The organism is Streptomyces sp. NPDC048473, from assembly GCF_043200155.1.
Classification (GTDB): domain Bacteria; phylum Actinomycetota; class Actinomycetes; order Streptomycetales; family Streptomycetaceae; genus Streptomyces.
The window spans coordinates 143531-167496 of record NZ_JBICXE010000003.1; the positions used below are offsets into that span (position 1 = coordinate 143531).

Annotated in this window: 21 protein-coding genes and 1 pseudogene; 12 read left to right on the forward strand and 10 right to left on the reverse strand. The window is 70.2% G+C overall.

Annotated elements, in window-relative coordinates:
* Nucleotides 1-54: 54 nt before the first annotated feature.
* The 3 genes from ACGFU7_RS07020 to ACGFU7_RS07030 form a co-directional block, all read right to left on the reverse strand.
* Nucleotides 55-1356, reverse strand: coding sequence for a cytochrome P450 (locus ACGFU7_RS07020; protein ID WP_393693116.1), 1302 nt, complete (start codon nt 1354-1356; stop codon nt 55-57).
* A gap of 53 nt (nt 1357-1409) precedes the next feature.
* Nucleotides 1410-3023: an FAD-dependent oxidoreductase gene (locus ACGFU7_RS07025; RefSeq protein ID WP_393693117.1), complete on the reverse strand. Its 1614-nt coding sequence runs from the start codon at nt 3021-3023 to the stop codon at nt 1410-1412.
* A gap of 247 nt (nt 3024-3270) precedes the next feature.
* Nucleotides 3271-3630: a VOC family protein gene (locus ACGFU7_RS07030; protein WP_393693119.1), complete on the reverse strand. Its 360-nt coding sequence runs from the start codon at nt 3628-3630 to the stop codon at nt 3271-3273.
* A gap of 233 nt (nt 3631-3863) precedes the next feature.
* Between ACGFU7_RS07030 and ACGFU7_RS07035 the strand changes: the two genes are divergently transcribed.
* The 4 genes from ACGFU7_RS07035 to ACGFU7_RS07050 all read left to right on the forward strand — a co-directional run bounded on the left by ACGFU7_RS07035 (nt 3864) and on the right by ACGFU7_RS07050 (nt 7579).
* Nucleotides 3864-4253 carry a peptidase inhibitor family I36 protein gene (locus tag ACGFU7_RS07035; protein ID WP_393693121.1) on the forward strand — a complete coding sequence of 130 codons (390 nt, stop codon included), beginning with the start codon at nt 3864-3866 and terminating at the stop codon, nt 4251-4253.
* A 206-nt stretch (nt 4254-4459) separates the two neighbouring features.
* Nucleotides 4460-5617 (forward strand): acyl-CoA dehydrogenase family protein, encoded by a 1158-nt coding sequence (locus ACGFU7_RS07040; protein ID WP_393693123.1) that lies wholly within the window; start codon nt 4460-4462, stop codon nt 5615-5617.
* Nucleotides 5618-5636: 19 nt separating this feature from the next.
* Complete coding sequence (locus ACGFU7_RS07045; protein WP_393693125.1) at nt 5637-6551, forward strand: acyl-CoA thioesterase; 915 nt, start codon at nt 5637-5639, stop codon at nt 6549-6551.
* 56 nt (nt 6552-6607) lie between these two features.
* Nucleotides 6608-7579 carry a cation diffusion facilitator family transporter gene (locus tag ACGFU7_RS07050; RefSeq protein WP_393693127.1) on the forward strand — a complete coding sequence of 324 codons (972 nt, stop codon included), beginning with the start codon at nt 6608-6610 and terminating at the stop codon, nt 7577-7579.
* A gap of 33 nt (nt 7580-7612) precedes the next feature.
* Here the strand turns inward: ACGFU7_RS07050 and ACGFU7_RS07055 are convergent, their stop codons facing one another.
* The 4 genes from ACGFU7_RS07055 to ACGFU7_RS07070 form a co-directional block, all read right to left on the reverse strand.
* Nucleotides 7613-8392, reverse strand: coding sequence for a phosphatase (locus ACGFU7_RS07055; protein WP_393693129.1), 780 nt, complete (start codon nt 8390-8392; stop codon nt 7613-7615).
* A gap of 99 nt (nt 8393-8491) precedes the next feature.
* The gene (locus ACGFU7_RS07060) at nt 8492-10006 is read right to left on the reverse strand and encodes a DUF6056 family protein (protein WP_393693131.1); all 1515 of its coding nucleotides are present in this window, start codon (nt 10004-10006) and stop codon (nt 8492-8494) included.
* A gap of 64 nt (nt 10007-10070) precedes the next feature.
* Nucleotides 10071-11546, reverse strand: a complete 1476-nt coding sequence (locus ACGFU7_RS07065; RefSeq protein ID WP_393693133.1) for a glycosyltransferase — start codon at nt 11544-11546, stop codon at nt 10071-10073.
* 211 nt (nt 11547-11757) lie between these two features.
* Nucleotides 11758-12363, reverse strand: coding sequence for a TetR/AcrR family transcriptional regulator (locus ACGFU7_RS07070; protein ID WP_393693135.1), 606 nt, complete (start codon nt 12361-12363; stop codon nt 11758-11760).
* 102 nt (nt 12364-12465) lie between these two features.
* Here ACGFU7_RS07070 and ACGFU7_RS07075 point away from each other — a divergent pair.
* A pseudogene (locus ACGFU7_RS07075) lies at nt 12466-12672 on the forward strand (hypothetical protein); the annotation flags it as partial.
* 31 nt (nt 12673-12703) lie between these two features.
* Here ACGFU7_RS07075 and ACGFU7_RS07080 read toward each other — a convergent pair.
* Nucleotides 12704-13879, reverse strand: a complete 1176-nt coding sequence (locus ACGFU7_RS07080) for a DUF418 domain-containing protein (RefSeq protein ID WP_393693137.1) — start codon at nt 13877-13879, stop codon at nt 12704-12706.
* A 336-nt stretch (nt 13880-14215) separates the two neighbouring features.
* Between ACGFU7_RS07080 and ACGFU7_RS07085 the strand changes: the two genes are divergently transcribed.
* From ACGFU7_RS07085 to ACGFU7_RS07100, 4 genes are read left to right on the forward strand one after another with little or no spacing between them, the layout of a single operon-like run.
* Nucleotides 14216-15823, forward strand: a complete 1608-nt coding sequence (locus ACGFU7_RS07085; protein ID WP_393693139.1) for a carboxyl transferase domain-containing protein — start codon at nt 14216-14218, stop codon at nt 15821-15823.
* Nucleotides 15824-15830: 7 nt separating this feature from the next.
* A complete protein-coding gene (locus tag ACGFU7_RS07090) occupies nt 15831-17924 on the forward strand; it encodes an acetyl-CoA carboxylase biotin carboxylase subunit (RefSeq protein ID WP_393693141.1) in 2094 nt (697 codons plus the stop codon).
* Nucleotides 17921-18862, forward strand: a complete 942-nt coding sequence (locus tag ACGFU7_RS07095; protein ID WP_393693143.1) for a hydroxymethylglutaryl-CoA lyase — start codon at nt 17921-17923, stop codon at nt 18860-18862. Before ACGFU7_RS07090 ends, ACGFU7_RS07095 begins: the two co-directional genes overlap by 4 nt.
* Nucleotides 18863-18889: 27 nt before the next feature.
* Nucleotides 18890-20056 (forward strand): acyl-CoA dehydrogenase family protein, encoded by a 1167-nt coding sequence (locus ACGFU7_RS07100; RefSeq protein WP_393693145.1) that lies wholly within the window; start codon nt 18890-18892, stop codon nt 20054-20056.
* 224 nt (nt 20057-20280) lie between these two features.
* On the opposite strand, the gene ACGFU7_RS07105 is transcribed toward ACGFU7_RS07100, so the two are convergent.
* Nucleotides 20281-20832 carry a GNAT family N-acetyltransferase gene (locus tag ACGFU7_RS07105; RefSeq protein WP_393693146.1) on the reverse strand — a complete coding sequence of 184 codons (552 nt, stop codon included), beginning with the start codon at nt 20830-20832 and terminating at the stop codon, nt 20281-20283.
* 70 nt (nt 20833-20902) lie between these two features.
* Entirely contained in the window at nt 20903-21664 is a 762-nt protein-coding gene (locus ACGFU7_RS07110; protein WP_393693148.1) for a hypothetical protein, read from the reverse strand.
* 134 nt (nt 21665-21798) lie between these two features.
* Here ACGFU7_RS07110 and ACGFU7_RS07115 point away from each other — a divergent pair, with 134 nt between their 5' ends.
* The 3 genes from ACGFU7_RS07115 to ACGFU7_RS07125 all read left to right on the forward strand — a co-directional run bounded on the left by ACGFU7_RS07115 (nt 21799) and on the right by ACGFU7_RS07125 (nt 23759).
* Nucleotides 21799-22440, forward strand: a complete 642-nt coding sequence (locus tag ACGFU7_RS07115; RefSeq protein ID WP_393693149.1) for a GNAT family N-acetyltransferase — start codon at nt 21799-21801, stop codon at nt 22438-22440.
* Nucleotides 22437-22796, forward strand: a complete 360-nt coding sequence (locus ACGFU7_RS07120; protein ID WP_393693151.1) for a hypothetical protein — start codon at nt 22437-22439, stop codon at nt 22794-22796. Before ACGFU7_RS07115 ends, ACGFU7_RS07120 begins: the two co-directional genes overlap by 4 nt.
* A gap of 108 nt (nt 22797-22904) precedes the next feature.
* Nucleotides 22905-23759: a siderophore-interacting protein gene (locus ACGFU7_RS07125; protein ID WP_393693153.1), complete on the forward strand. Its 855-nt coding sequence runs from the start codon at nt 22905-22907 to the stop codon at nt 23757-23759.
* The last annotated feature ends 207 nt before the right edge of the window (nt 23760-23966 follow it).

Here is a 23966-nt window from a genome sequence, read left to right on the forward strand (position 1 = left end):
AGACCGTCCGGAGCCGGTGCTGCACTCCCTTGTCGTGCGACCTCGCGTCGGACTTCACGACCTTCGGGTGTCCGCGCGTTCCTGGGCGGGGTGCGCGGGGTTGACGCCGTCGATCTCGACCAGAAGGTGGCGGGGGCCGCGCAGACTGGGGCTCGCGCGGTAGGGCGGTGGGTCGGCGACGAGTCGGGGGTTCTTCAGCCGGTGTGCCAGCTCGGTGAGGGCGATCTGTGTCTCGGGACGGGCCAACGGGGCACCGAAGCAGTAGTGGATGCCGCCGCCGAAGCCGAGGTGCTCGTTGTGCTCGCGGTCGGGGTCGAAGTGGTCGGGGTCCGGGACGAAGTCGGGGTCGCGGCTGCCGGACGCGAGCGCGAGTACGACCGGTGAGCCCTTGGGGATGGTGGTGCCGGCGATCTCGATGTCGTCGAGGGTGTTCCGGCTGTTGGACAGCAACTGCACCGGTGGTTCGTAGCGCAGGAGTTCCTCGACCACCCGGGCGGCCAGACCGGGTTCGTCGCCGCGGCGCAGCCGGTCGAGTACCTCGGGGTGGCGCAGGAGGGTGAGCATGCCGTTGGTGACGAGGTTGACGGTCGTCTCGTGGCCGGCGACGAGCAGCAGGGCCGCGTTGCTCAGTATCTCTCCGGGTGACATCGGCGCCTCGTCGCCGTCGCCGCTGAGGAGTCCGGAGAGCAGGTCGTCGCCCCGTCGGCCGTGGCGGGCGTCGAGAAGCTCGGCGAAATACTGGCCGAGGGCGGCGACGGCCTTCGCCCGTCGGCGCTGCCGCTCCACGATCCCGCCGGTGCTCGGGTCGGCGGCCCGGACGACCGCGTCGGACATTGCCTGGAATCGTGATTCGTCCTCGCGCGGGACTCCCAGCAGTTGGCAGATCACCGTGACCGGGAAGGGGTAGGCGAAGTCGTCGACGATGTCGACCCGGGTCGCGCCCGACCGGTCCTTCCCCACGAAGCCGTCGATCGCGCTGGTCACGATCTCGGACATGTGGGGAATCATGCTGTCGATGCGACCGGGACGGTGCGGTGGGCCGAAGTTCCGCGTCAGCAACCGCCGGAGCCGGTCGTGCTCGGGTGCGTCGGTCAGGATGAAGCTGGGCGGGAGCGTGGCAGGGCCCTCGTCGGGCCCTTGCGCCGACGCCCCGGCGGCCACCTCGGGGAGGTTACGCATGTCCGAGCTGAGCCGTGGGTCGTGGAGCAGGGCGACGATCTCCCGGTAGGTGCTCACGACATAGCTCCCGTCCTCCACCCGTACCACGGGTGTCTTGCGCAGCTCGGCGTAGAGCGGGTACGGGTCGGCGCGGTGGGAGTAGTCAAGGATCTGCTGCCAGATGCTGGTCTGCGACATGGGTGCATCTCCCGCAACTCGGAGGTCCGGACGTGCAGTGGCTCGGGCAGGGGTCACAGGTACGTTCTGCGGATCAAGGTGGCCCGCCGCTCGCTGGGCCCGTGACCGGTCACCACGACGGTGGCGTGAGGGGTGGGCCTGTCGGGGACCTCGGCCGCGACCGGCCGTGCGTCGGTGGGCTGGTCGGTGGTGCGGAAGGACGGCGGGAACGGCGCCGCCCGGTCGATCAACCCCGCGTAGAACTCCAGCCACTTGGACTGGTTGAAGCCGACCGCGGCGGTGATGCGCCCGTGGTAGCCGTAGACGGCGACGAACCTGCGCTGGGCCACCGATCCCTGGGCGATGACGAGCTGGTCGGCGTAGGTCGGAACGCCGACCGATTTGATCTCGGTGCCGAACTGGGTCGACCAGAACTCCGGCAGTGCCAGGTGCGGCCATCGTTCGCCCTCGGCGCTGATCATGTTGTGTGCGGCGATCTGCGCCTGGGCGACGGCGTTGCCCCAGTGCTCCAGGGAGAGGTACTGGTAGTCGTAGACGGGGTGCGGGCAGCGGGCCACGTCGCCCGCGACGAACACATCGTCGGTGACGATGCCGTTGACGTCGACAGCGCGGCAGCCCGCATCGCACGCCACACCCCATACACCTGCCGCCAGTCCCGAGCCTTCCAGCCATTCGACGTTGCGGACGCTGCCGAGCGCGGCCACCGCCACGTCGACGTCCAGGACGCTGCCGTCGGACAGCCGGGCCTGCCGCAGCCGCCCGGCCCCATCGCCTTCCAGCGCCTCGACCTGAACCCCGCACCGCAGATCGACCCCGTGGTCACGCTGCATCTGCGCCGCGACGCCGCCGATCACCGCGCCCAGCGCCCCGACCAGCGGGGTCGAGCCCCGCTCCGCGACCGTCACCGGCACATCCAGCTCACGGCAGGCGGAGGCGATCTCACAGCCGGTGAAGCCGCCACCGATGACCAGCACCCGGCCGGGTCGTGCTTCCAGCCGCTGCCGCAGCCCTTCCGCGTCGGCCGGGGTGTGCAGCACGAACAGTCCGTCGAGCCCGGCCTCTGCCTCGTTCGGCCACGGGCGGGCCCGCACCCCGGTGGCGATGAGCAACCGGTCGAACCCCACCCTCTCGCCGTCGGCCAGAACCACCTGCTTGTCGCCCAGGTCAAGCCCCGTGGCCGCGACCCCCAACCGCCAGTGTGCGTCGAGCTCCTCGCGGCGGGGAAGTACGGTCCGACGCGCATCAACCTGCCCCATGAGGGCCTGTTTGGACAGCGGCGGCCGGTCATAGGGGGGATCAGGCTCGTCCCCGATCACGGTCAGCGAGCCGGTGAAGCCCTCGCGGCGCAGCGTGAAGCCGGCCCGCAGCCCAGCCAGTGATGCCCCGACAATGACGATGCGCCGCGTACGTTTGAACGCCTCCTCGGAGCCGGGAACGGGCACGTGAGCCGCAGGCCCGGGCTGCCGGTGCCCGGCGTCCTCACGGTCGAGGAAGATGGCCTGGACCGGGCAGGCAGCCGCTGCTCGCGCGATCTTCTCCCGCTGCGCGTCGTCCGGATCCGGGTCGTACAGCAGCGCCTCGTCTCCGCGTATCGCGAACACATCCGGCGCGGCAAAAGCACACTGGGCGTATCCCTGGCACCGCGTAAGATCCACGACGATCTTCATGTGGACGCCCCTTCCGACACCCTGCGGGTCGGCTGCTTCGTCCCACGTCCTCGCACGGACGCCGCCAGGTCTGCTCTTTCAGTGGATCACGGCACACCCGAGACCGCATCCCGCCGCAGACCGGCAGTCACGTTCCGTAGTCGTTGCGCACCAATCCCGGATTTGCGTATCCAGTGCGGATCGAGCACCGGCAAAGCGCATCAGATCGCGGACCCTGCACCGGCCGCACCGGGCGTGCGCGCATCGCCTACTTGCCGTCGATGCCGATGATCGTGCCGAACGGGTCGCGGAGCTGCGCGATGCGCCGGCCCGGCTCGATCGTCAGGGGGCCGCGGTGGTGCTCGCAGCCGGCGGCCAGCAACCGCTCCCGGACTCCGTCGACGTCGTCCACGCTCCAGTACACGACCGGACTGCCGCCTCTCGGGTTGCGCGCGTCGTCGGCGGGGTGGAAGCCGAACTCGACTCCGTCGGTCTCCACCCAGGCGTAGACCGCGCCCGTGTCGCTGACATCGACCTGCACAGGGACGTCGAGCAGTTCGCCGTACCACCGCGCGGAAGCCTCGGGGCTGTCCGCGAAAACCATCACGGTACGTACGCCTTTGAACATGATCCACCCCCAAAAGGGCTCACCCTACGGTGTGCACACCGGGAGGGCATGGGGCGTCCGCGGTCGATCTCGCCGGGCGCGCGTTCGCGCCGGTGTACGGCGGAGCGCCGCGGCCTCCGGTGCGGGCTTCGAGCGCCCCCGTTTCCGCCTGTCTGCGCAGGTCGCAGCCGTGCCAGGCTGCTGGTGATCAGGGAGCAGAACCCTGATCACCGTCAGGAAATGAGGTTTCCGTCATGAAACGCTTCACCGCGCTCGCCGTCACCTCGATCGCCTTGGCCCTGGGATTCGGCGCCGGACCCGCCACCGCCGGTGCCGCCGAGAATTCCGCCGTCGAGAGCGCCAGGGCCTCCTACAGCTGCAGCCCCGGCTACTTCTGTATCTACAGCGACTGGAACGGAGGTGGTACCCGCTGCCAGTGGTCGGACAAGAAGCGGGCGAACACCGCCGACGACTGCTCCTTCATCCAGCGGGGCCAGAACGTCCGCTCCGTGTGGAACGCGACCGGGCACCGCGTTCAGTACTACACCCAGACCAACTACAACGCCCGGGTCGGATCCACCCCTGCCGGAAACGGCGGCAACCTCCAGGGGAGCTACCAGATCCGCTCCTTCAAGCCCCAGTAGGGGAGACAGTGCGAGAGCCCTTCCCGGCCGGTGGCCGGGAAGGGCTCCTGGGCTCCTGGGCGTCTGCGGTCGGACGATCGGCGCGGGCGTGCTGAGCATCACCCTGGACAGCTTCGGTGACCGCCGGGTAACTTTCAACCAGGACTGAGCAAGCGCTTAGCCAGTCCGGCCGAAACCCGCCCGAAGCTGACCAAGGAGGCACCCCCGTGCGCCGTACGGTATTCAACGAGGACCACGAGGCGTTCCGGGAGACCATCCGCGCCTTCATCGAGGCAGAGGTCGCCCCCGTCTACGACGAGTGGTTCGCGGCCGGCCAGGTGCCCCGCGACTTCTACTACAAGCTCGCCGAGCTGGGCATATTCGGCATCGAGGTGCCGGAGGAGTTCGGCGGCGCCGGGGTCGAGTCCTTCAAGTTCGAGGCGATCATCTCCGAGGAGTGCGCCCGCGCAGCCGTCAACTTCGGCGGTTCCGGCGTGCACGTGCTGCTCTGCCTTCCGTACCTCAAGGCCTACGCCACCGATGAGCAGAAGAAGCGCTGGCTGCCGGACTTCGTCACCGGCAAGTCGATGTACGCCATCGCCATGACCGAGCCGGGCACCGGTTCCGACCTGGCCGGCATGAAGACCACGGCCAAGCTCTCCGAGGACGGCACGCACTACATCCTCAACGGCGCCAAGACGTTCATCACCGGTGGCGTCCACGCCGACCGTGTGATCGTCTGCGCCCGTACGGACGCGCCCAAGGCCGATGACCGCCGGCACGGCATCTCGCTCCTCGTCGTCGACACCAAGGCCGAGGGCTACTCGGTCGGCCGCAAGCTCGACAAGCTGGGCCTGCGTACCTCCGACACCGCCGAGCTCGCCTTCGTCGACGTCAAGGTGCCGGTCGAGGACCTCCTCGGCGAGGAGAACAAGGGCTTCTCCTACCTCGGCCAGAACCTGCCGCAGGAGCGCCTCGGCATCGCCGTCGGCGCGTACTCCCAGGCCAAGGCCGCCGTCCGGTTCGCCCAGCAGTATGTCTCGGAGCGCACCGTCTTCGGCAAGACCGTCGCGTCGTTCCAGAACACCAAGTTCGAGCTGGCCGCCTGCCAGGCCGAGGTGGACGCAGCCGAGGCCGTCGTCGACCGCGCCATCGAGGCCCACGACGCCGGTGAACTCACCGCCGCCGAGGCCGCGTCCGCGAAGCTGTTCTGCACCGAGGTCGCACACCGCGTGATCGACAAGTGCCTCCAGCTGCACGGCGGCTACGGCTACATGAACGAGTACCCGATCGCCCGCCTGTACGCGGACAACCGGGTCAACCGCATCTACGGCGGCACCAGCGAGGTCATGAAGTCGATCATCGCCAAGTCCATGGGCCTGTAAGAGCGGCTACGTTCCCTCCATGAGCTCAGCACTTGACTCCCTGCTCGATCTGCTCGACCTGGAGCAGATCGAGCGGGACATCTTCCGGGGTACGAGCCGTTCGGCGGTCGTGCCCCGCGTCTTCGGCGGCCAGGTCGCGGCCCAGGCCCTGGTCGCCGCAGGCCGTACCGTCCCGGCCGACTTTCCCCGAGCTCTCGGCTCCGCTCGAGCAGGGGAGACCCCATCCGCCCACTCCCTGCACTCGTACTTCCTGCGGATGGGCGACCCGGGTGCGCCGATCGTCTACAGCGTCGACCGCATCCGTGACGGCCGGTCCTTCACCACCCGCCGGGTCGTCGCCGTCCAGCACGGCCAGCCGATCTTCCATCTCTCGGCGTCCTTCCAGACGTACGAGGAGGGCCTGGAGCACCAGGCGGACATGCCGTCCGCCCCGGACCCGGAGACGCTGCCCACGGCCGCGCAGATGCTGCCCCTGTACGCGGACCGCTTCAGCGACCCGGGTGTCGTGGACCGGCTGATCGAGGCGCGGGCCGCGGTCGACCTGCGGTACGTGGACGCCCCGCCCTTCGGCACGGTCGGCGAGCCGCGCGAGCCCCGCTCCCAGGTGTGGTTCCGCACCAACGGCAAGCTCGCGGACGACCCGCTGCTGCATGTCTGCATGGCGACGTACGTCTCCGACATGACGCTGCTCGACTCGGTACTCCTCGCCCATGGGCGCGGGGGCTGGGCGGTCGGCGATGTGGTCGGGGCGAGCCTGGACCACGCGATGTGGTTCCACCGCCCCTTCCGGGCCGACGAATGGCTGCTGTACGACCAGGAGTCGCCGTCGGCGTCCGGCGGGCGCGGGCTCGGCCAGGCCCGTATCTACACGCAGGACGGCCGGCTGGCGATCACTGTCATCCAGGAGGGCGTGGTCCGCGTCCCCCGGGACTGACACATCCCCCGGGGCCGAACAGGCCACGGACCGTCAATTCGGACATACTCCCCACCATGAGCGACGAGAAAACTGGTGGTGGGGGGTCCATGTTCACGGTCGTCGTCGCGGCGGCCGCCAATCTCGGCATCGCCGTGGCGAAGGCCGTCGCCGGACTGATCAGCGGATCGAGCGCGATGCTCTCCGAGGCGGCGCACTCGGTCGCCGACACGGTCACCGAGCTGATGCTGTTCACCGCCCTGAAACGCAGTGAGAAGCCCGCCGACGAGGAACACCCGCTGGGCTACGGCCCCGAGCGCTACATCTGGGCGATGCTCGCCTCCGTGGCCACGTTCGTCGGCGGTGCGGTCTTCTCCGTCTACGACGGAGTCCACACCCTCGCGACGGGCGAGGAGCTCGGCGATCCGCTCGTCTCGTACATCGTGCTCGGCGTGGCCTTCCTGCTGGAGGGCTACTCGTTGCGTACCGGGCTCCGGCAGGTCCGCGGCGAGGCCGCTCGGCTGGGGGCGCCCGCCACCCACTACTTCCGTCACACCCCCGACACCGCGGTCAAGGCCGTGGTGATGGAGGACTCGGCGGCACTGGCCGGTCTGCTACTCGCCGCGGGCGGGCTGCTCGGCGGCCAGCTGACCGGCTCCGGGGTCTGGGACGGCATCGCGTCGATCCTGATCGGTGTGCTGCTGGTGTACGTCGCCTGGGTGCTCGGCCGGTCCAACGCCCAACTGCTGATCGGCCGGCCGGTGCCGCAGGCGATGCGTGCCGGTATCCGCGAGGAACTGCTCTCCGTCCCGCACATCATCGGCGTACTGGAACTCACCACGCTGATCCAGGGCCCGACCGAGATCCTGATCGCCGCGAAGATCGACTTCCGGGACGTGTCGAGCGCGGAGCAGATCGAGTGGGCCTGCGAGGAGGCCGAGGAGCAGCTGCGGGAGCGGTATCCGTCGATCCGCCGGGTCTATCTGGACCCGACGCCGGGGCTGGGCCAGCGGCGCCCGGCAGCCGGTTCGCGCCCGCCCGGCGCATGAGCACCGGGCCTCAGATCCGCAGATCCACCGGCCTCAGATCAGCCCCGCCGCGTCCAGCAGATAGTCCGTCAGCGGGTCGTAGAACCGCGGGTCCAGCACATGGTCGTCCAGCGGTACGGCCACCTGGAGCGTCCCCTCCGCCTCGCCGAGAAACAGCGCCGGGTCGTTGCAGTCCGCGTACCCCACCGCGTCCAGCCCGCGCTGCGCCGCGCACCCCGCCCACCCGTGGTCGGCGACCACCAGGTCCGGCAGCGGCCGGCCCTCCCGCTCCAGACCGTTCAGGATCGCGGCCATCGGGGCGGGCGAGTGCGTGTGCCAGAGCGTCGCGCCGCGCTCCTGCACCGCGACGTCCGCGAACTGGAACACCATGCCCTCGTCGGCCACCAGCCCCGAGGGAATCCGTACGATCTCGCATCCGGCCGCCCGCAGCGCCTGCGCGGTCTGCCGGTGCACATCGAGGAGTCCGCCCGGGTGCCCGGTCGCGAACAGCACCCGCTCCGCCCCCGCCGCCGCCTTCCGCAGCCGTGCCGCCATCCGCTCCAGGGCGTCGACCGTCAGCTCCGGGTCGATGGTGTCCTGCCCGAACCGGTGCTCCGGGTCGTCGCTGACCCCGCAGCGCTCGGCCATCACGGCCAGCACATCCTGCTCGTCGCGCCACCGGTCCCCGAGCTCCAGGCCCAGCCAGTAGTGCCGGTCGCCGTTGGCGAGCTTGCGGTAGTGGGAGAGGTTGTTGTCGCGGGGTGTGGCGACGTCTCCGGCGATACGCGTACGGACGAGATGTTCGACGAGGGCGGCACGGCTGGGTATCGGCATGAACCCATTGTGCCGTCAGGTGTGCGCAGTGTGCCGGGTGTCTTGCACGACGGACGGGCCGGCCGCTGGGCGAAACGCACGGACCGGCCCGCCGGCGCCTCAGGGAAGCCGGGTCGAGTACGTGATCTTCTTGAGATGGTAGTACTGGGCGACGCACTGCCCCGGCCACAGCTTCTTGCCGTGATTGCCGAACGGTTCCCCCATTCCGCTGACCGATACCGGTGTGTACGGGAGCACTTGGGCACCGCGCGCCGCCTGGGTCCTCAGTGAGCGGTCCTGGCGGTCCCAGCGCTGGGCGCGCACGTCCATCTTCTGCCCCAGCTGGAGCAGCGGGACGGCGAGGCCGACACAGGCCACGGCGCATACGACACCGGCGGCCACCGCCGTCGCCGCGCGGATCCCCCACCTGCGGGCGCGCAACGCCCGTCCCAGCAGGGCGCCGACACTGACCAGGAGCATCACGAACAGCAGGAGGAAGTCGCCCCAGATACGCGGCGCGTACATCACGCTCGCCCCGAAGGCGGGGTAGGCGATGACGGTGCAGAGGTATCCGGAGACCAGGAAGGCGAGAAACCCGACGAGGACCGCGCGGAGGGGCCTGCGCCGCAGGGACCCGTCCGGCCCGCCCGTTCCCTGCTCGCCACCGCGTACCAGCAGGCCCAGCAGTACGCCGACGGCGACCGCTCCCAGGTACTGCCAGGTCGTGAAGATCACCCCCAGGATGTGCTCGAACGCCCGCAGTGCCGTGGTCAGTGCCTCCGGGCCGAACGCGGAGGCACTGTCGGCGCCGAACCGTTCACGCCGGGCGCGTGCGCCGGGCGACATGTACAGGATGGCCGATCCCACCGCGACCCCGGCGAAGGCGAACGCGCACCAGATGCGCGCATGGGTCCGGCCGGCCCCGGGAAGGGCCCAGCAGCTGATCAGCAGCGCGGCGGCGAGCACGACGAACGCGACGACCGCCGTCTCCTCCGACAGCGTGCCGATGAAGGCTCCGGCCACGAATGCGATGCCCACCGCGAAGTCGCGTCCCCGGCCGGTCCGTGCGCGCAGCAGGGGAATCACGGCGGCGCAGGCCAGTACCGGTGCGACGGTGTGCGACACGGAGGAGGCGGGCCAGTAGAACGTCTTGTACGTGTTGGACGTCGCGAGAAGGAAGACTGCCGCCATCATCGCCGCCACCAGCAGCGCGAGCCCGCGCGGCCCGGTCAGTCCGGCCCTCTTGAGCGCCGAGGCGGTCAGCAGCCAGAGGAAGCCCAGCATGAGCACCCCGCTGACGAGGGCGAACCACCGGTGGCCCGCGACGCCGAAGGACCCGTACGCGACGACCAGCAGCGCGTTGGCCACGCGTCCGTTGTCGTGGAAGAAGAACTTCGCGATCATTCCGGAGGCGCCCTCGTCGCGTACGACCGGGAGGAAGCACCAGTCGTCCCCTCCCGGGCGGACCAGGCGGCCGATCCAGAAGGCCGCGCCGAGCAGGGCGAGCGGCAGCAGGGTGAGGGCCGCCGTCCAGATCGCCGCCCACCGCCGTGCGGGGCCCGGGCGGGCCTCCGGCTGGGGGGGCTCCTCGCTCTCCGACTGTGTGCCGGCGGTTTTCGACGTGTCCGCGGTCATGTGCACTGGTGCCCTTCGTACGTTGCTCGCGTCTTGCGCGCCGAGTGGTTCAGGCGGTGTGGGGTCAAGGTGTGGTGTGTCCTGCACTGCTCTCGGCCAGGCCGGCGCGTTGCCGGGCCAGGGCGGCGCCTGAGTCGATGGCCCAGCGGGCGAGCAGGAACGAGAAGGGGGTGGCGAGGATTCCCGCCGCCACGGCGGCGATGTTCTTTTCCATGCCCAGCCTGCTCACGCCGAGGTAGAGCAGAGCACCGGTGAGCACGAGATTGACGACACTCGACAGGGGATACCGGACGAAGGCGCGCCAGGTCGGCTTCGTACGGCAGGTGATGTACGAGTTGAGCAGGAACGATCCCACGATGCTGACCGCATATCCGAGGACATGCGCGACCAGATAGGGGATCCAGGTGTTCAGCGAGGCGTACACCGCCAGATACACCGCCGTATTGACGATTCCGAGCATCGCGAAAATGACGAACTGGCGTACGGTGCGCGACCTGGCGGCCCCGAGCGCGGTCGCCCCGGCGTGCCCCGCCATCGGTGTCTCGACCACGGGCGAAGCGGTATGGGCCTCGTCCGGCTCATCGGCTGGAATATCGACCGGGAGAACATTCGGGGATTCATTCGTTTCGCGCACCACGTAATGCGGACGGCGTTTCGACTCGCTGTAGATGCGTCCCACGTATTCACCGATGATGCCGAGCGTGGCGAGCTGGATGCCGCCGAGCGCCACGACGGCGGTCAGCAGGGTGGTGTAGCCGGGTACGGCGACACCGTGGAGAACGACGCCGGTGATGATCCACAGGGCGTATCCCAGTGCCGCCAGCGCGAGCGCGAGGCCGGCGTGGATGGCCAGGCGCAGTGGGCGGCTGTTGAAGGAGATCAGTCCGTCGATCCCGTAGTTGAGCAGATGTCTGCCGCCCCACTTCGAACTCCCGGCCGCGCGCTGGATGTTCCGGTAGGTGAAACTGACGGTGTCGAAGCCGATCCAGGAGAAGATCCCCTTGGAGAACCGGTTGGTCTCGGGCAGCGCGAGCACGGCGTCCACGGCGGTGCGCGACAGCAGCCTGAAGTCGCCCTCGCCATCGACGAGCTCGACGTCCATGCACCGGCCCATGGCCCGGTAGTAGGCGGCGCCGAGAAAGGTACGCAGGGCACCTTCACCCGCCCGGTCCCGCCTCGCGACGACCTGGTCGTACCCGCGCCGCCGCAACTCCAGCATGCGGGGCAGCAGTTCGGGCGGGTGCTGGAGGTCGGCGTCCATGAGGACGACGTCGTCACCGCGGGACATGCGCAGCCCCGCGAGCATGGCGGCCTCCTTGCCGAAATTGCGGCTGAAGGAGGTGTAACGGACCCGTCGGTCCGCGGTGGCGAGCGATCTGATCCGGGCCCTGGTCCGGTCGCTGCTGCCGTCGTCGACATAACAGATCTCGAAGGTCCGCCGAGTCGGTTCGAGGGCGGAGATCAACGCACGGTGAAATGCCTCGATCACCTCATCCTCATTGAAGCAGGGGACAACGATCGAAACCTGACATGTTTTCATTTAATTTCCCCATCAGGCGTGGGTGAGACAGCTCAAACCATATGCCTGGGGATCACCGCGACACTCCGACCCGTGGAGCTTCACCGAGGAAAAGGAAAGGGAATTTAAGGAACCATCTCTTCCCCGTCGCATAAATTCATATATTCGAAGGCCGACCAGAAATTACGACGCGCCTACCGACGCGCGGACACACACCCACCTCCGACACTCCCTACGCGCGGGCCGCCGCCTCGAACGCCCCGCGCGCCAGCCGGTGCAGCAGCGCCGCCGTGTCCGCGCGGTCCGGCTGCGCGCCGGGGCGGCCCAGGTGCGGGGTCGAGTTCAACAGGCCGAAGACGGCATGAACGGCGGCGCGGGCCTCATGCTCGGGCAGGTCCGGATACAGCTCGCGGACCACCTCCACCCACACCTCGACGTACTGCCGCTGGAGCTGGCGGACCCGCTTGCGGTCGGCGTCCCGGAGGCGGTCCAGCTCGCGGTCATGGAGGGTGATCAGGGGGCGGTCGTCGAGGGCGAAGTCGATATGGCCCTCGATGAGCGCGTCGAGCAGGGCCTGCGGGGAGCCGTCACCGCAGGCCGCGTCCTCCGACACGCGCAGCTGCCCGCCCGCCAGCAGCCGCTCGCTGATGCCGACCAGCAGCTCGGCGAGCATCGCGTCCTTGCCGGGGAAGTGCCGGTAGAGGCCGGGGCCGCTGATACCGACGGCGGCACCTATCTCGTCGACGCCGACACCATGGAAGCCGCGCTCGGCAAAGAGGCGGGCAGCCTCCTTGAGGATCTGCTCGCGGCGGGTGGGGGCGTCCGTCCTGGTGGTCATGGATTCGATTCTAGACAGTCGGGTTAGCGAACGTTAACCGGAGCGCATCGTTGCCCTGCGACGGCAGACCCTGGGTGTGCGCCATCGAAAACCGAAGACTGGCTGTTTCGTGAAAGCGAACATTGTTCGCCCAGCTCAGGATCGGTTCGAGGTGCTGCTGACGGTTGGCGCATGATGACCGCCGTGGAGAGCACGGTCGAGAGAATCAAGGTCTGGTTCCGGTTCGTTCCCCGCGAAGGATGGTTCCCCCAGGACACGGAGGGCTTGTGGGCGACGAAGCTCGGTGCCGGCACGGCCCGTGTGCAGAACGCCCGGAGTTCGCTGTCACAGGACACACATGTCAACGTTCATGGACCGCCGCCTTCGAGGGCCGCGCCCACAGCGTCACCGCACGCAGCAGCCACTCCACGGGCCCGAGCCGGTGGCGCCGCATCAGCCACCCGCTGAGCGCGAGCTGGCAGGCGTACAGCACGAGCGCCCCGCCGACCGCCGCCGCCGCGCCCGTGCGGCCGTACAGCCCCAGCCCGTACCCGGAGAAGACGAGGGCCATGACGAGGGACTGGGTCAGGTAGTTGGTCAGCGCCATCCGCCCGGCGGGCGCGAGGACCCGGGCCGTCGCGGCGCCGCTCGGCGTGGTGAACCACAGCAGCAGCCCCGTGGCGTACGCGGCCGAGAGCGCCGGGGCCGCGGCCAGACCGACTGTCAGGCCGAACAGTTCCCAGCGCTCCGGCAGCGGCCCCGCGATCCCCGCCGCGGAGAAGACCGCCCCGGGGACTCCGATGGCGAGACCTGTCAGACAGATGCGGCGCAGCCGCGCCCGGTCGGCGAGCGCGGCTGCGCCGAGCCACTGCCGCCGGCCGGCCACGAACCCCACGAGGAAGGCGGCGACGACAAACCCGCCCATCAGCGGAAGGGCTGCCATGGTGTCGGGCAGTGCCCTGATGTTGGCTCCGACGACCTCGGTGAAGCCGCCCCTGTAGGCGGTGGTCAGCTCGGCCTTCACTGCGGCGGATTCGCTCAGGTCACCGGGATCGAACAGCGCGGCGCCCAGACCGACCAGCAGCAGGAACCCGGCGGCGGCGCCGTACACCCAGAGCGCCGCCCGCCAGGCCTTGGCGGGCCCGGCGTTCCGGGCGGCGAGCAGGACCAGTCCGCACACGGCATACATCATGAGGATGTCGCCGGTGTAGAGCAGCACCGCGTGCGCGAGCCCGAGCACGAGCAGTCCGGCCAGCCGCCGTGACATCCGGGGCACAAAGCGCGCCCCGGCGCGGACGGCCGAGTCCATCTGCAGGGTGAAGCTGTAGCCGAAGAGGAAGGAGAAGAGCAGGTAGAACTTCGACTGCGCGAGGAGAACGACCAGCCATTCCACGGCCCCGTCCGCCGCGTGCACATGCGCGAGCCCACCCCTGACGCCCGGAGGTCCGGCCGTCGTCAGGAGGTTCACGACCAGGATCCCGGCGAGCGCGAACCCGCGCAGGGCGTCCACTTCGAGGATGCGCGGCCTCCCGGTCACTCCCCCGGCCGTCCCCCCGCCCACTCTTCGCACCGACTGTGAGCGCGACTGCGACTGCTGCGTCATCTGCTGGTTTCCCCCACCCGGCCGGTCGTCGGCCGTCACACACCCCCCGGCCATGACAACCGGCGCCGCTCCGGGTCGGGGAGCGGCGCCGGTCATTATTCCGGTCCCGCCGCGCGCCCTGCCCCCTGCGGGACGTACGTGACCGATACCTGTCGAAACCACTGCGGGCGCCGACCGAGGGACCTGGACAAGATTGTTAGCGGTCGTTAACCTGAAGACAGACGTTAACGCTCATTAACCACTGCGGTACGGGCAAGGGGGCTCGACACGATGCAGCAGGCACCGGTGCTGGCGAGCGCGGCCGATCCCGCCTCCGAGGCCTGGCAGGCCAACGAGGCGGCGCATCACGCGCTCGCCGACGAGCTGCGCAAGCGGCTCGCCACGGCCAGGCTCGGCGGGGGTGAGAAGGCCCGCGCCCGGCATGTGGCGCGCGGCAAGCTGCTGCCCAGGGACCGGGTGGACACCCTGCTCGATCCGGGTTCGCCCTTCCTGGAGCTGGCCCCGCTGGCGGCCGAGGGGCTGTACGGGGGCGCCGCCCCGGCGGCCGGGGTGATCGCGGGGATCGGCCGGGTCAGCGGCCGGGAGTGCGTGATCGTCGCCAATGACGCGACCGTCAAGGGCGGCACGTACTACCCGATGACCGTGAAGAAGCACCTCCGCGCCCAGGAAGTGGCGCTGGAGAACCGGCTCCCCTGCCTGTATCTCGTCGACTCGGGCGGCGCGTTCCTGCCGATGCAGGACGAGGTCTTCCCCGACCGGGAACACTTCGGGCGGATCTTCTACAACCAGGCCCGGATGTCGGGGGCCGGTATTCCGCAGATCGCGGCGGTGCTGGGCTCGTGCACGGCGGGCGGGGCGTACGTCCCCGCGATGAGCGACGAGGCCGTGATCGTCCGCAACCAGGGCACGATCTTCCTGGGCGGTCCGCCGCTGGTGAAGGCCGCGACCGGCGAGGTCGTGACGGCCGAGGAGCTGGGCGGCGGCGAGGTGCATTCCCGTACGTCGGGGGTGACCGACCATCTCGCCGAGGACGACGCGCACGCGCTGCGGATCGTGCGGAACATCGTGGCCACGCTGCCGGAGCGCGGCGCGCTTCCGTGGTCGGTGCAGCCGGCCGAGGAGCCGAAGGTCGATCCCGCCGGGCTGTACGGCGCCGTCCCGGTCGATTCACGGACGCCGTACGACGTGCGGGAGGTGATCGCCCGGGTGGTGGACGCCTCCCGGTTCGCCGAGTTCAAGGCGGAGTACGGGACGACGCTGATCACCGGCTTCGCCCGTATCCACGGCCACCCGGTCGGGATCGTCGCCAACAACGGCATCCTGTTCTCCGAGTCCGCCCAGAAGGGCGCCCACTTCATCGAGCTGTGCGACCAGCGCGGTATCCCGCTGGTCTTCCTGCAGAACATCTCGGGCTTCATGGTGGGGCGGGACTACGAGGCCGGCGGCATCGCCAAGCACGGCGCCAAGATGGTGACGGCCGTCGCCTGCACCCGCGTACCGAAGCTGACCGTCGTGGTCGGCGGGTCGTACGGGGCGGGCAACTACTCGATGTGCGGACGGGCTTATTCGCCGCGCTTCCTGTGGATGTGGCCCAACGCGAAGATCTCCGTCATGGGCGGCGAGCAGGCCGCGTCCGTCCTCGCGACGGTCAAGCGCGACCAGCTGGGCGACGACTGGAGCGCGGCGGACGAGGAGACCTTCAAGGCCCCGATCCGCGAGCAGTACGAGACCCAGGGCAATGCCTATTACGCCACGGCCCGGCTCTGGGACGACGGTGTGATCGACCCGATGGAGACCCGGCAGGTGCTGGGGCTCGCTCTGACCGCGTGCGCCAACGCCCCGCTGGGTGAACCCGGCTTCGGCGTCTTCCGGATGTGAGGAACAGATGACGATGTTCGACACCGTTCTTGTCGCCAACCGCGGCGAGATCGCGGTACGTGTCATCCGTACGCTGCGCGAGCTCGGCGTCCGCTCGGTCGCCGTCTTCAGCGACGCGGACGCGGACGCCCGGCATGTACGGGAGGCCGACACGGCGGTACGGATCGGGCCCGCGCCCGCCTCGATGAGCTATCTGAGCGTGCCCGCGCTGCTGGACGCGGCCCGCCGCACCGGCGCGCAGGCCGTCCACCCCGGGTACGGATTCCTCGCCGAGAACGCGGGCTTCGCGCAGGCGTGCGCGGAGGCGGGGCTGGCCTTCATCGGTCCGCCCGCCCAGGCCATCTCGCTGATGGGCGACAAGATCCGGGCCAAGGAGACGGTCGCGGCGGCCGGGGTTCCGGTGGTGCCGGGCTCGTCCGGGAGCGGGCTCACCGATGCCCAGCTGGACACCGCCGCCCGCGAGATCGGCACACCGGTGCTGCTGAAGCCCTCGGCGGGCGGCGGCGGCAAGGGCATGCGGCTGGTGCGCGACGAGGCGCTGCTCGCGGACGAGATCGCGGCCGCCCGGCGTGAGGCACGGGCCTCGTTCGGCGACGACACGCTGCTGGTGGAGCGGTGGATCGACCGGCCCCGGCACATCGAGATCCAGGTGCTGGCGGACGCCCACGGCAACGTGGTCCACCTCGGTGAGCGCGAGTGCTCGCTCCAGCGCCGCCACCAGAAGATCATCGAGGAGGCGCCGTCCGTCCTGCTCGACGAGGAGACCCGGGCGGCGATGGGCGAGGCGGCCGTCCAGGCGGCCCGCAGTTGCGGATACGTGGGCGCGGGCACGGTGGAGTTCATCGTCCCGGGCAACGACCCCGCCTCGTACTACTTCATGGAGATGAACACCCGCCTCCAGGTCGAACACCCCGTCACCGAGCTGATCACCGGCCTGGACCTGGTGGAGTGGCAGCTGAGGGTCGCGGCGGGCGAGCAACTCCCGTACGAGCAGCAGGACATCAGGCTCACCGGCCATGCGATCGAGGCCCGGATCTGCGCGGAGGACCCGTTCCGCGGTTTCCTGCCGTCCGGCGGCACGGTGCTCGCACTGCACGAGCCGCAGGGCAACGGCGTACGGACGGACTCCGGGCTCGGCGCGGGCGGTGAGGTCGGCAGCCTGTACGACCCGATGCTGTCGAAGGTCATCGCATACGGCCCCGACCGCGCCGTCGCCCTGCGCCGGCTGCGTGCGGCGCTCGCGGACACGGTGATCCTCGGCGTCCCGACGAACGCCGGCTTCCTGCGCCGGCTGCTCGCCCACCCGGCGGTGGTCGCGGGCGATCTGGACACCGGCCTGGTGGAGCGCGAGGTGGCCGGGCTGGTGCCGGAGGGGGTGCCGGAGGAGGTGTACGCGGCGGCGGCGCTGCTGCGGCAGGGCGTACCGGCGTCCGCGCCCCCCGCAACCGCCCCGGGATGGGTGGACCCGTTCTCCGTGGCGAACGGCTGGCGGCTGGGCGGCACCCCGGCCCGGACGGTGCGCGACTTCCGGCTGCCGGGTCATGACCCGGTGCAGGTGTCACTGCGCTCCTGCCCGGCGGGCACCGAGCTGACGTTCGGCCACGTCGGGGAGGGCGCACAGCCACCGGAGCCCGCGACGGGTGCCTGCGGACCGCTGGCTCCGATGCCCGGCAGCAAGGAGACGGCCAGGCTGATCGAGCTGTCCCCGCACCGCCTCACGCTCGAACTCGCCGGTGTCACCCACACGTTCACCCACGCCGCATCCCCGGACGGGACCTGGCTGGGCCGCGACGGCGACACCTGGCACGTACAGGATCACGACCCCGTGGAGGCGTCGTTGGCCGGCGCCGCCCGTTCCGGGGCGGACACGCTCGCCGCGCCCATGCCCGGGACCGTCACGGTCGTGAAGGTGGCGGTCGGGGACGAGGTCGTGGCCGGCCAGAGCCTGCTCGTCGTCGAGGCGATGAAGATGGAGCACGTCATCTCCGCCCCGCACGCCGGGACCGTGACCGAGCTGGATGTCACCGCCGGTGCCACGGTCGCCATGGACCAGATCCTGGCCGTGGTGACCCCCGCGGCCGAACCCGGGGAGGACGCATGACCACCGCCCGCACCCTGCCCATGACGGCGCCCGCACCGGATCTGCCCGCCCGGGTACGCATCCATGAGGTCGGCGCCCGCGACGGCCTGCAGAACGAGAAGGCCGTCGTACCGACCGAAGTGAAGGCGGAGTTCATCCACCGCCTCGCCGCGTCGGGCCTGACCACCATCGAGGCGACGAGCTTCGTGCACCCGAAGTGGGTGCCCCAACTGGCCGACGCGGAGGACCTGTTCCCCCGTCTCGGCGACATCGGGGGCGTCGCCCTGCCCGTACTCGTACCGAACGAGCGCGGCCTGGACCGGGCCCTGGCGCTCGGCGCCCGCAGTGTCGCCGTGTTCGGCTCGGCGACCGAGACGTTCGCCGCACGCAATCTCAACCGCACCGTCGACGAGTCGCTCGCCATGTTCGAGCCGGTCGTCGCCCGGGCCAAGGCCGACAAGGTGCATGTCCGCGGCTATCTGTCGATGTGCTTCGGCGACCCGTGGGAAGGGCCCGTCCCGGTCCACCAGGTCGTCCGCGTGGCCAAGGCGCTGATGGATCTCGGCTGCGACGAACTCTCCCTCGGCGACACCATCGGCGTCGCCACGCCCGGCCATGTGCAGGACCTGCTCTCCGAGCTGAACGAAGAGGGCGTGCACACCGACACCATCGGCGTGCACTTCCACGACACGTACGGGCAGGCCCTCTCCAACACCCTCGCCGCGCTCCAGCACGGTGTCACCACCGTGGACGCCTCCGCGGGCGGCCTCGGCGGCTGCCCGTACGCGAAGAGCGCGACCGGAAATCTCGCCACCGAAGACCTCGTGTGGATGCTCGACGGCCTCGGCATCGAAACCGGGGTCGACCTCGACGCGCTCACCGCCACCAGCGTGTGGCTCGCCGAACAGCTGGGCCGGCCCAGCCCGTCCCGTACCGTCCGCGCGCTCTCGATGCGATAAACACCCCCACAAGGAGTGATCCCTGCCATGTCCCTGGACCACCGGCTGACCGCCGAGCACGAGGAACTGCGTCGCACCGTCGAGGAGTTCGCGCACGATGTGATCGCGCCGAAGATCGGCGACTTCTACGAGCGCCATGAGTTCCCGTACGAGATCGTGCAGGAGATGGGACGGATGGGCCTGTTCGGGCTGCCGTTCCCGGAGGAGTACGGCGGCATGGGCGGCGACTACCTCGCCCTCGGGATCGCCCTGGAGGAGCTGGCCCGGGTCGACTCGTCCGTGGCGATCACCCTGGAGGCCGGGGTCTCGCTCGGCGCGATGCCCGTCTACCACTTCGGCACGGAGGAGCAGAAGCAGCAGTGGCTGCCGAAGCTCTGCTCGGGCGAGGCGCTCGGCGCGTTCGGCCTGACCGAGCCGGACGCCGGCTCGGACGCGGGCGGCACCCGCACGACGGCGGTGCGCGACGAGGCCACGGGCGAGTGGGTGATCAACGGCTCCAAGTGCTTCATCACCAACTCCGGTACGGACATCACGGAACTGGTCACCGTCACGGCGGTGACCGGCCGCAAGGAGAACGGCGCCCCGCTCATCTCCTCGATCATCGTGCCGTCCGGCACCCCCGGTTTCACGGTCGCCGCCCCGTACTCCAAGGTCGGCTGGAACGCCTCGGACACCCGCGAACTGTCCTTCGCCGACGTCCGCGTACCCCTGGAGAACCTGCTGGGCGAGGAGGGCCGCGGCTACGCCCAGTTCCTGCGCATCCTGGACGAGGGCCGGATCGCCATCGCCGCCCTGTCCACGGGCCTGGCGCAGGGCTGTGTGGACGAGTCGGTGAAGTACGCCAAGGAGCGCCACGCCTTCGGCAGGCCGATCGGCGCCAACCAGGCCATCCAGTTCAAGATCGCGGACATGGAGATGCGGGCCCACATGGCCCGCATCGGCTGGCGCGACGCGGCGTCGCGCCTGGTGGCGGGCGAACCGTTCAAGAAGGAGGCGGCGATCGCGAAGCTGTACTCGTCGACGGTCGCGGTGGACAACGCCCGCGAGGCGACCCAGATCCACGGCGGCTACGGCTTCATGAACGAGTACCCGGTGGCCAGGATGTGGCGCGACTCCAAGATCCTGGAGATCGGCGAGGGCACGAGCGAGGTGCAGCGGATGCTGATCGCGAGGGAGTTGGGGCTGCCGGCCTGACGGGACGCTCCGGAGCGCCCCGTCCCGCCGTGTTCGTCGACCAGTGGCTGCGTGAGCTGCCGCTGGTCGACGCGTCGGCGTCCCGGACTCGGCGGGCAGGTCGGGATCCGGGCCGCCGCGGCCCCTCGGCCCGGCATGCTCGGCGGGCGGCCGGCACCCCGGGGTCGGAACGCGGATCACCCGGCTGCGCTGCCCGGTCGTCGTCAGCGACGCCGGGTGGGCGATCAGCTCGTCGCGCCCGGCCACTCCTCGCGGAGCATTCCGAACAGCACGGTGTCGTACCGCTTACCCGCCACCAGCACGGTGGCCCGGCGTCGGCCCTCCTCGCGGAAGCCCGCCTTGGTGAAGGCGCGGACGGCCCGCTCGTTGCCGCTCCAGGTGTCCAGCTCGATCCGGTGCAGTCCGAAGACCCCGAACAGGTGCCCCACCAGCAGCCGCAGTGCGTCGGAGCCGTGGCCGCGGCCCCAGCGGTCCCGCTCGCCGATGGTGATGCCGACGGTGACCAGCCCGGTGAACGGGTCCAGGTCCCGGTAGTCCGCCATGCCGATCACCGTCCCGTCGGCCAGGTCCTCGACCGTGAAGACGGCCGACTCCCTCGGGATCAGCCTCAGCATCGTCTCGAAGGACATTTCGACGGCCTCCGCGGTGACCGGGCCGAAGCAGGGGTCGCCGCCGGTGGCCCAGTGCACGACCTCCGGATCGTTGCGCCACCGGAGATGATGCTCGGCATCGTCCGCCCGCAGTGCCCGCAGTTTTACCAACTTGCCCTCGATCATGCACAGATCATAGATGAGCTGCCGGCGTTGATGATCTTGAGCCCGGTGGGTGGCATCACGGTTCGGTGGATCAGTAGCGATGGCCGGGCCAATGCGGGTCCTCCCAGCGGTCGGAGCCGGTGAGGCCGAGCAGTCGTATGCGGTGGAGCAGTTCATCGGATACACCGTGGGCGGCGAGCCGGGCGCGGGCGTGGCCGACCAGCCAGGCCGTCAGTTCTGTGCATTTCTCCTCCTCGTTCTCCCATGCATCCCAAGGGAGTTCGTCCCCGAGCAGGTCGCGCTCCCACTGGGCGGCGGCTTCGGCGAAGTGATGGTCGGCCGGGGTGCCGGTCTGCGTTTCCCAGTGGGCGAGCCACGGGCTAAGCGTGCCTGATGCCTCGACGTTCAGCGCGAGGAGCTCGTGGGCGGGGACGGCGGGGGCCGGATCGGTGAGCGTGTGGGCCCACCAGGCGTGGAGGAACTCCCTTACCGCTGCGGCCTGATCGTCGGGCCACTGCTGCCAGTGACCGCGGGCGAACGAGCGGCCGACGTCATCCGCGCCGAAGAAGGGTTCGATGTGGCCGTCGACGAGGGCCCTGGCGAACTGGGGCAGGATCCGGCGCAGCACGGAGGGGTGGTCGCTCCAGTCGGGAGCCCGCCAGGTGCGCTGCAGGAGGTCGGGGTCCAGCTCCTTGTCCGGCACCTTGAGCTGAGCGAGCTCCTGTGCGCTGCCCCAGTGGCATTCGCAGTTGTGCTCGTCGGGATGGGCGGTCATCCCCTGGAAGGTGATGGCCAGGCCGTCCAGTGCGGCGTCGAGGCGAAATCGTGCGGGGTGTGGGGCAGGCTGTGTCATGAGCGTTCGCCTTCGGGACTCCGGGGGCGTGCGCCGGCCGAAGATTGCCACGTTACCGGGCCTGGCCGACCGTCGCGGCGGGGCGGGGCGCAATTCGTTCGACAGGGCGCAGGCCCGAGCGGCAGAGTCCGTACATGAAGCCGCAGCACTGGCCCCTGTACGGGCTCCGCCTCCGCACGCCCCGCCTGGAACTCCGTCTTCCGGACCTGGAGTTGCTGGACGATCTCGCATCGGTCGCCGCCGACGGGGTTCACACGCCGGACCGTATGCCGTTCACGATCCCCTGGACCGACGCGTCACCCGCCGAGTGCGGCAAGGCCGTGTTCCAGCATGTGCTGGCCACCGTCGCCGATTGGTCCGTACGGGACTGGGCGCTGAGCCTCGTCGTGCTGCACGAGGGCAAGGTGGTCGGGCGGCAGGACGTGATGGCGAAGGACTTCGCCGTGACCGGTGAGGTCAGCACCGGTTCGTGGCTGGGCCTCGCCCACCAGGGTCGGGGCATCGGCACCGAGATGCGGGCCGCGGCCCTGCATCTCGCCTTCGCCGGTCTCGGGGCCCGGACCGCGGTCTCGGCCGCGATGACCGACAACCCGCGTTCGCTGGGTGTCTCGCGCCGGCTCGGCTATCTGCCGGACGGGCTGGAGGTCGCGGCGGTACGGGGCGCGCCCGTCACTCTGCAGCGGCTGCGGCTGGACCGGGCGCGTTGGGAGGAGTACCGGGCCGTCGAGGTCACCGTCGAGGGACTCGACGACTGCCGGGAGGAGTTCGGGACATGACGCTTCTGGTGCATACCTTCGTCTACGACGAGCAGGGGAAGTCGCATCTTCTCGACGACCCCGAGGACGGCAGCAACATGGCCGGGACCGAGGTCTGCCGGACCACGCTGTGGGGGTCGGAGACCGCACGGGCGCTCGGCGCCCGGTTCTTCCCGGAGCTGGCCACCGGTGATCTGTACGTGGAGCCGGAGGACATCGAGGACTTCCTCGCCGAGTGCGAGCTGCTGCACCGGAACGCCGCAACGCTCGCCGGAGGCGGCGACGAACGGCGGGACTACGTCGCGGCCCGGCTCGCCAACATCAGCGCCGCCGCCCTGCGGGCCCGGGCCGTGGGTGGCGGGGTCCTCGTCTGGTGAGCGGCCGGGGGCACTCTCGAATGTTCGATGAGGTTAGGCTAACCTTCCTTCGAACGTACCGGCGGCCGGTTCCCGGCTTCGCTTCCGGTTCCTGGGAGGAGCCCCCGCATGACGACGTCCGTCGCACCCCCCATCGCCCCCTTCCGGTTCTTCGGCCTGACCGTCCTGCGGACCCGGCGACTCGGACCCTCCATGCTCCGGATCACCTTCGGCGGCCCGGGACTCGACGGCTTCGCCGCCGGAGGACGCGATCAGAGCCTGTCGCTGTTCCTGCCGCACCCCGGCCAGCCGGAACCAATCGTTCCGGTCGATGAGGACGGCAATTGGTTCGCCGCCTGGCGCGCCCTTCCGGACAACGTACGGGCCGTCATGCGCTCGTACACCGTGCGCGCCCAGCGCCGCACGCCCGACGGGGCGACCGAGATCGACATCGACTTCGCGCTGCACGAGGACGGCGGGCCCGCCTGCCGCTGGGCCGCCGCCGCAGCCCCCGGCGATCCGCTCAAGGCGCTGGGCCCGGCCGTCGAGGACAACACGGCCGTCCGCTTCCGCCCTCCACAGGACACCGACTGGGTGCTGATCTGGGCCGACGAGACCGCACTGCCCGCCGCATCCGCCGCCCTGGAGTGGCTGCCGGCCGGAATGAAGGCCCGGGTCTGGCTGGAGGTCCAGCACACCGAGGACCGCCAGGCCCTCAACACCGCCGCCAAGGCCTGGATCACCTGGCTCGTACGGGACAAGGGCGCACCCACCGCCGTGGAGGCCGTCCGGGCGGCCGAGTTGCCCGAGGGAACGCCGTACGTCTGGATCGCGGGTGAGTCGTCACACATGCGGGCGCTGCGCCGCCATCTCGTACAGGAGCGCCGATTCGACCGCAGGCGCGTGACGTTCGTCGGGTACTGGCGTCGCGGAATGAGCGAGGAGCAGCTGCGCGAGGCGGCGGATACCGCCGCGGGCGAGTAGGACCGCCGACCGGCCGCCGCGGACGTCCAGGCCGGCAGCGCCGGACCGCAGGCCGGAAGCGGCCACCCCGTACGCGCAAATCAGACAACCTCTGCATCCCTCGGAGGGCGAGGAACAACCCGACGTGAAGTTAGGTTAGGCTAACCTTACTTCGACATCGGGTCCTCGCCCCTCCTTCTGTCCTGAGGACCGATGAAGTTTCCCCGC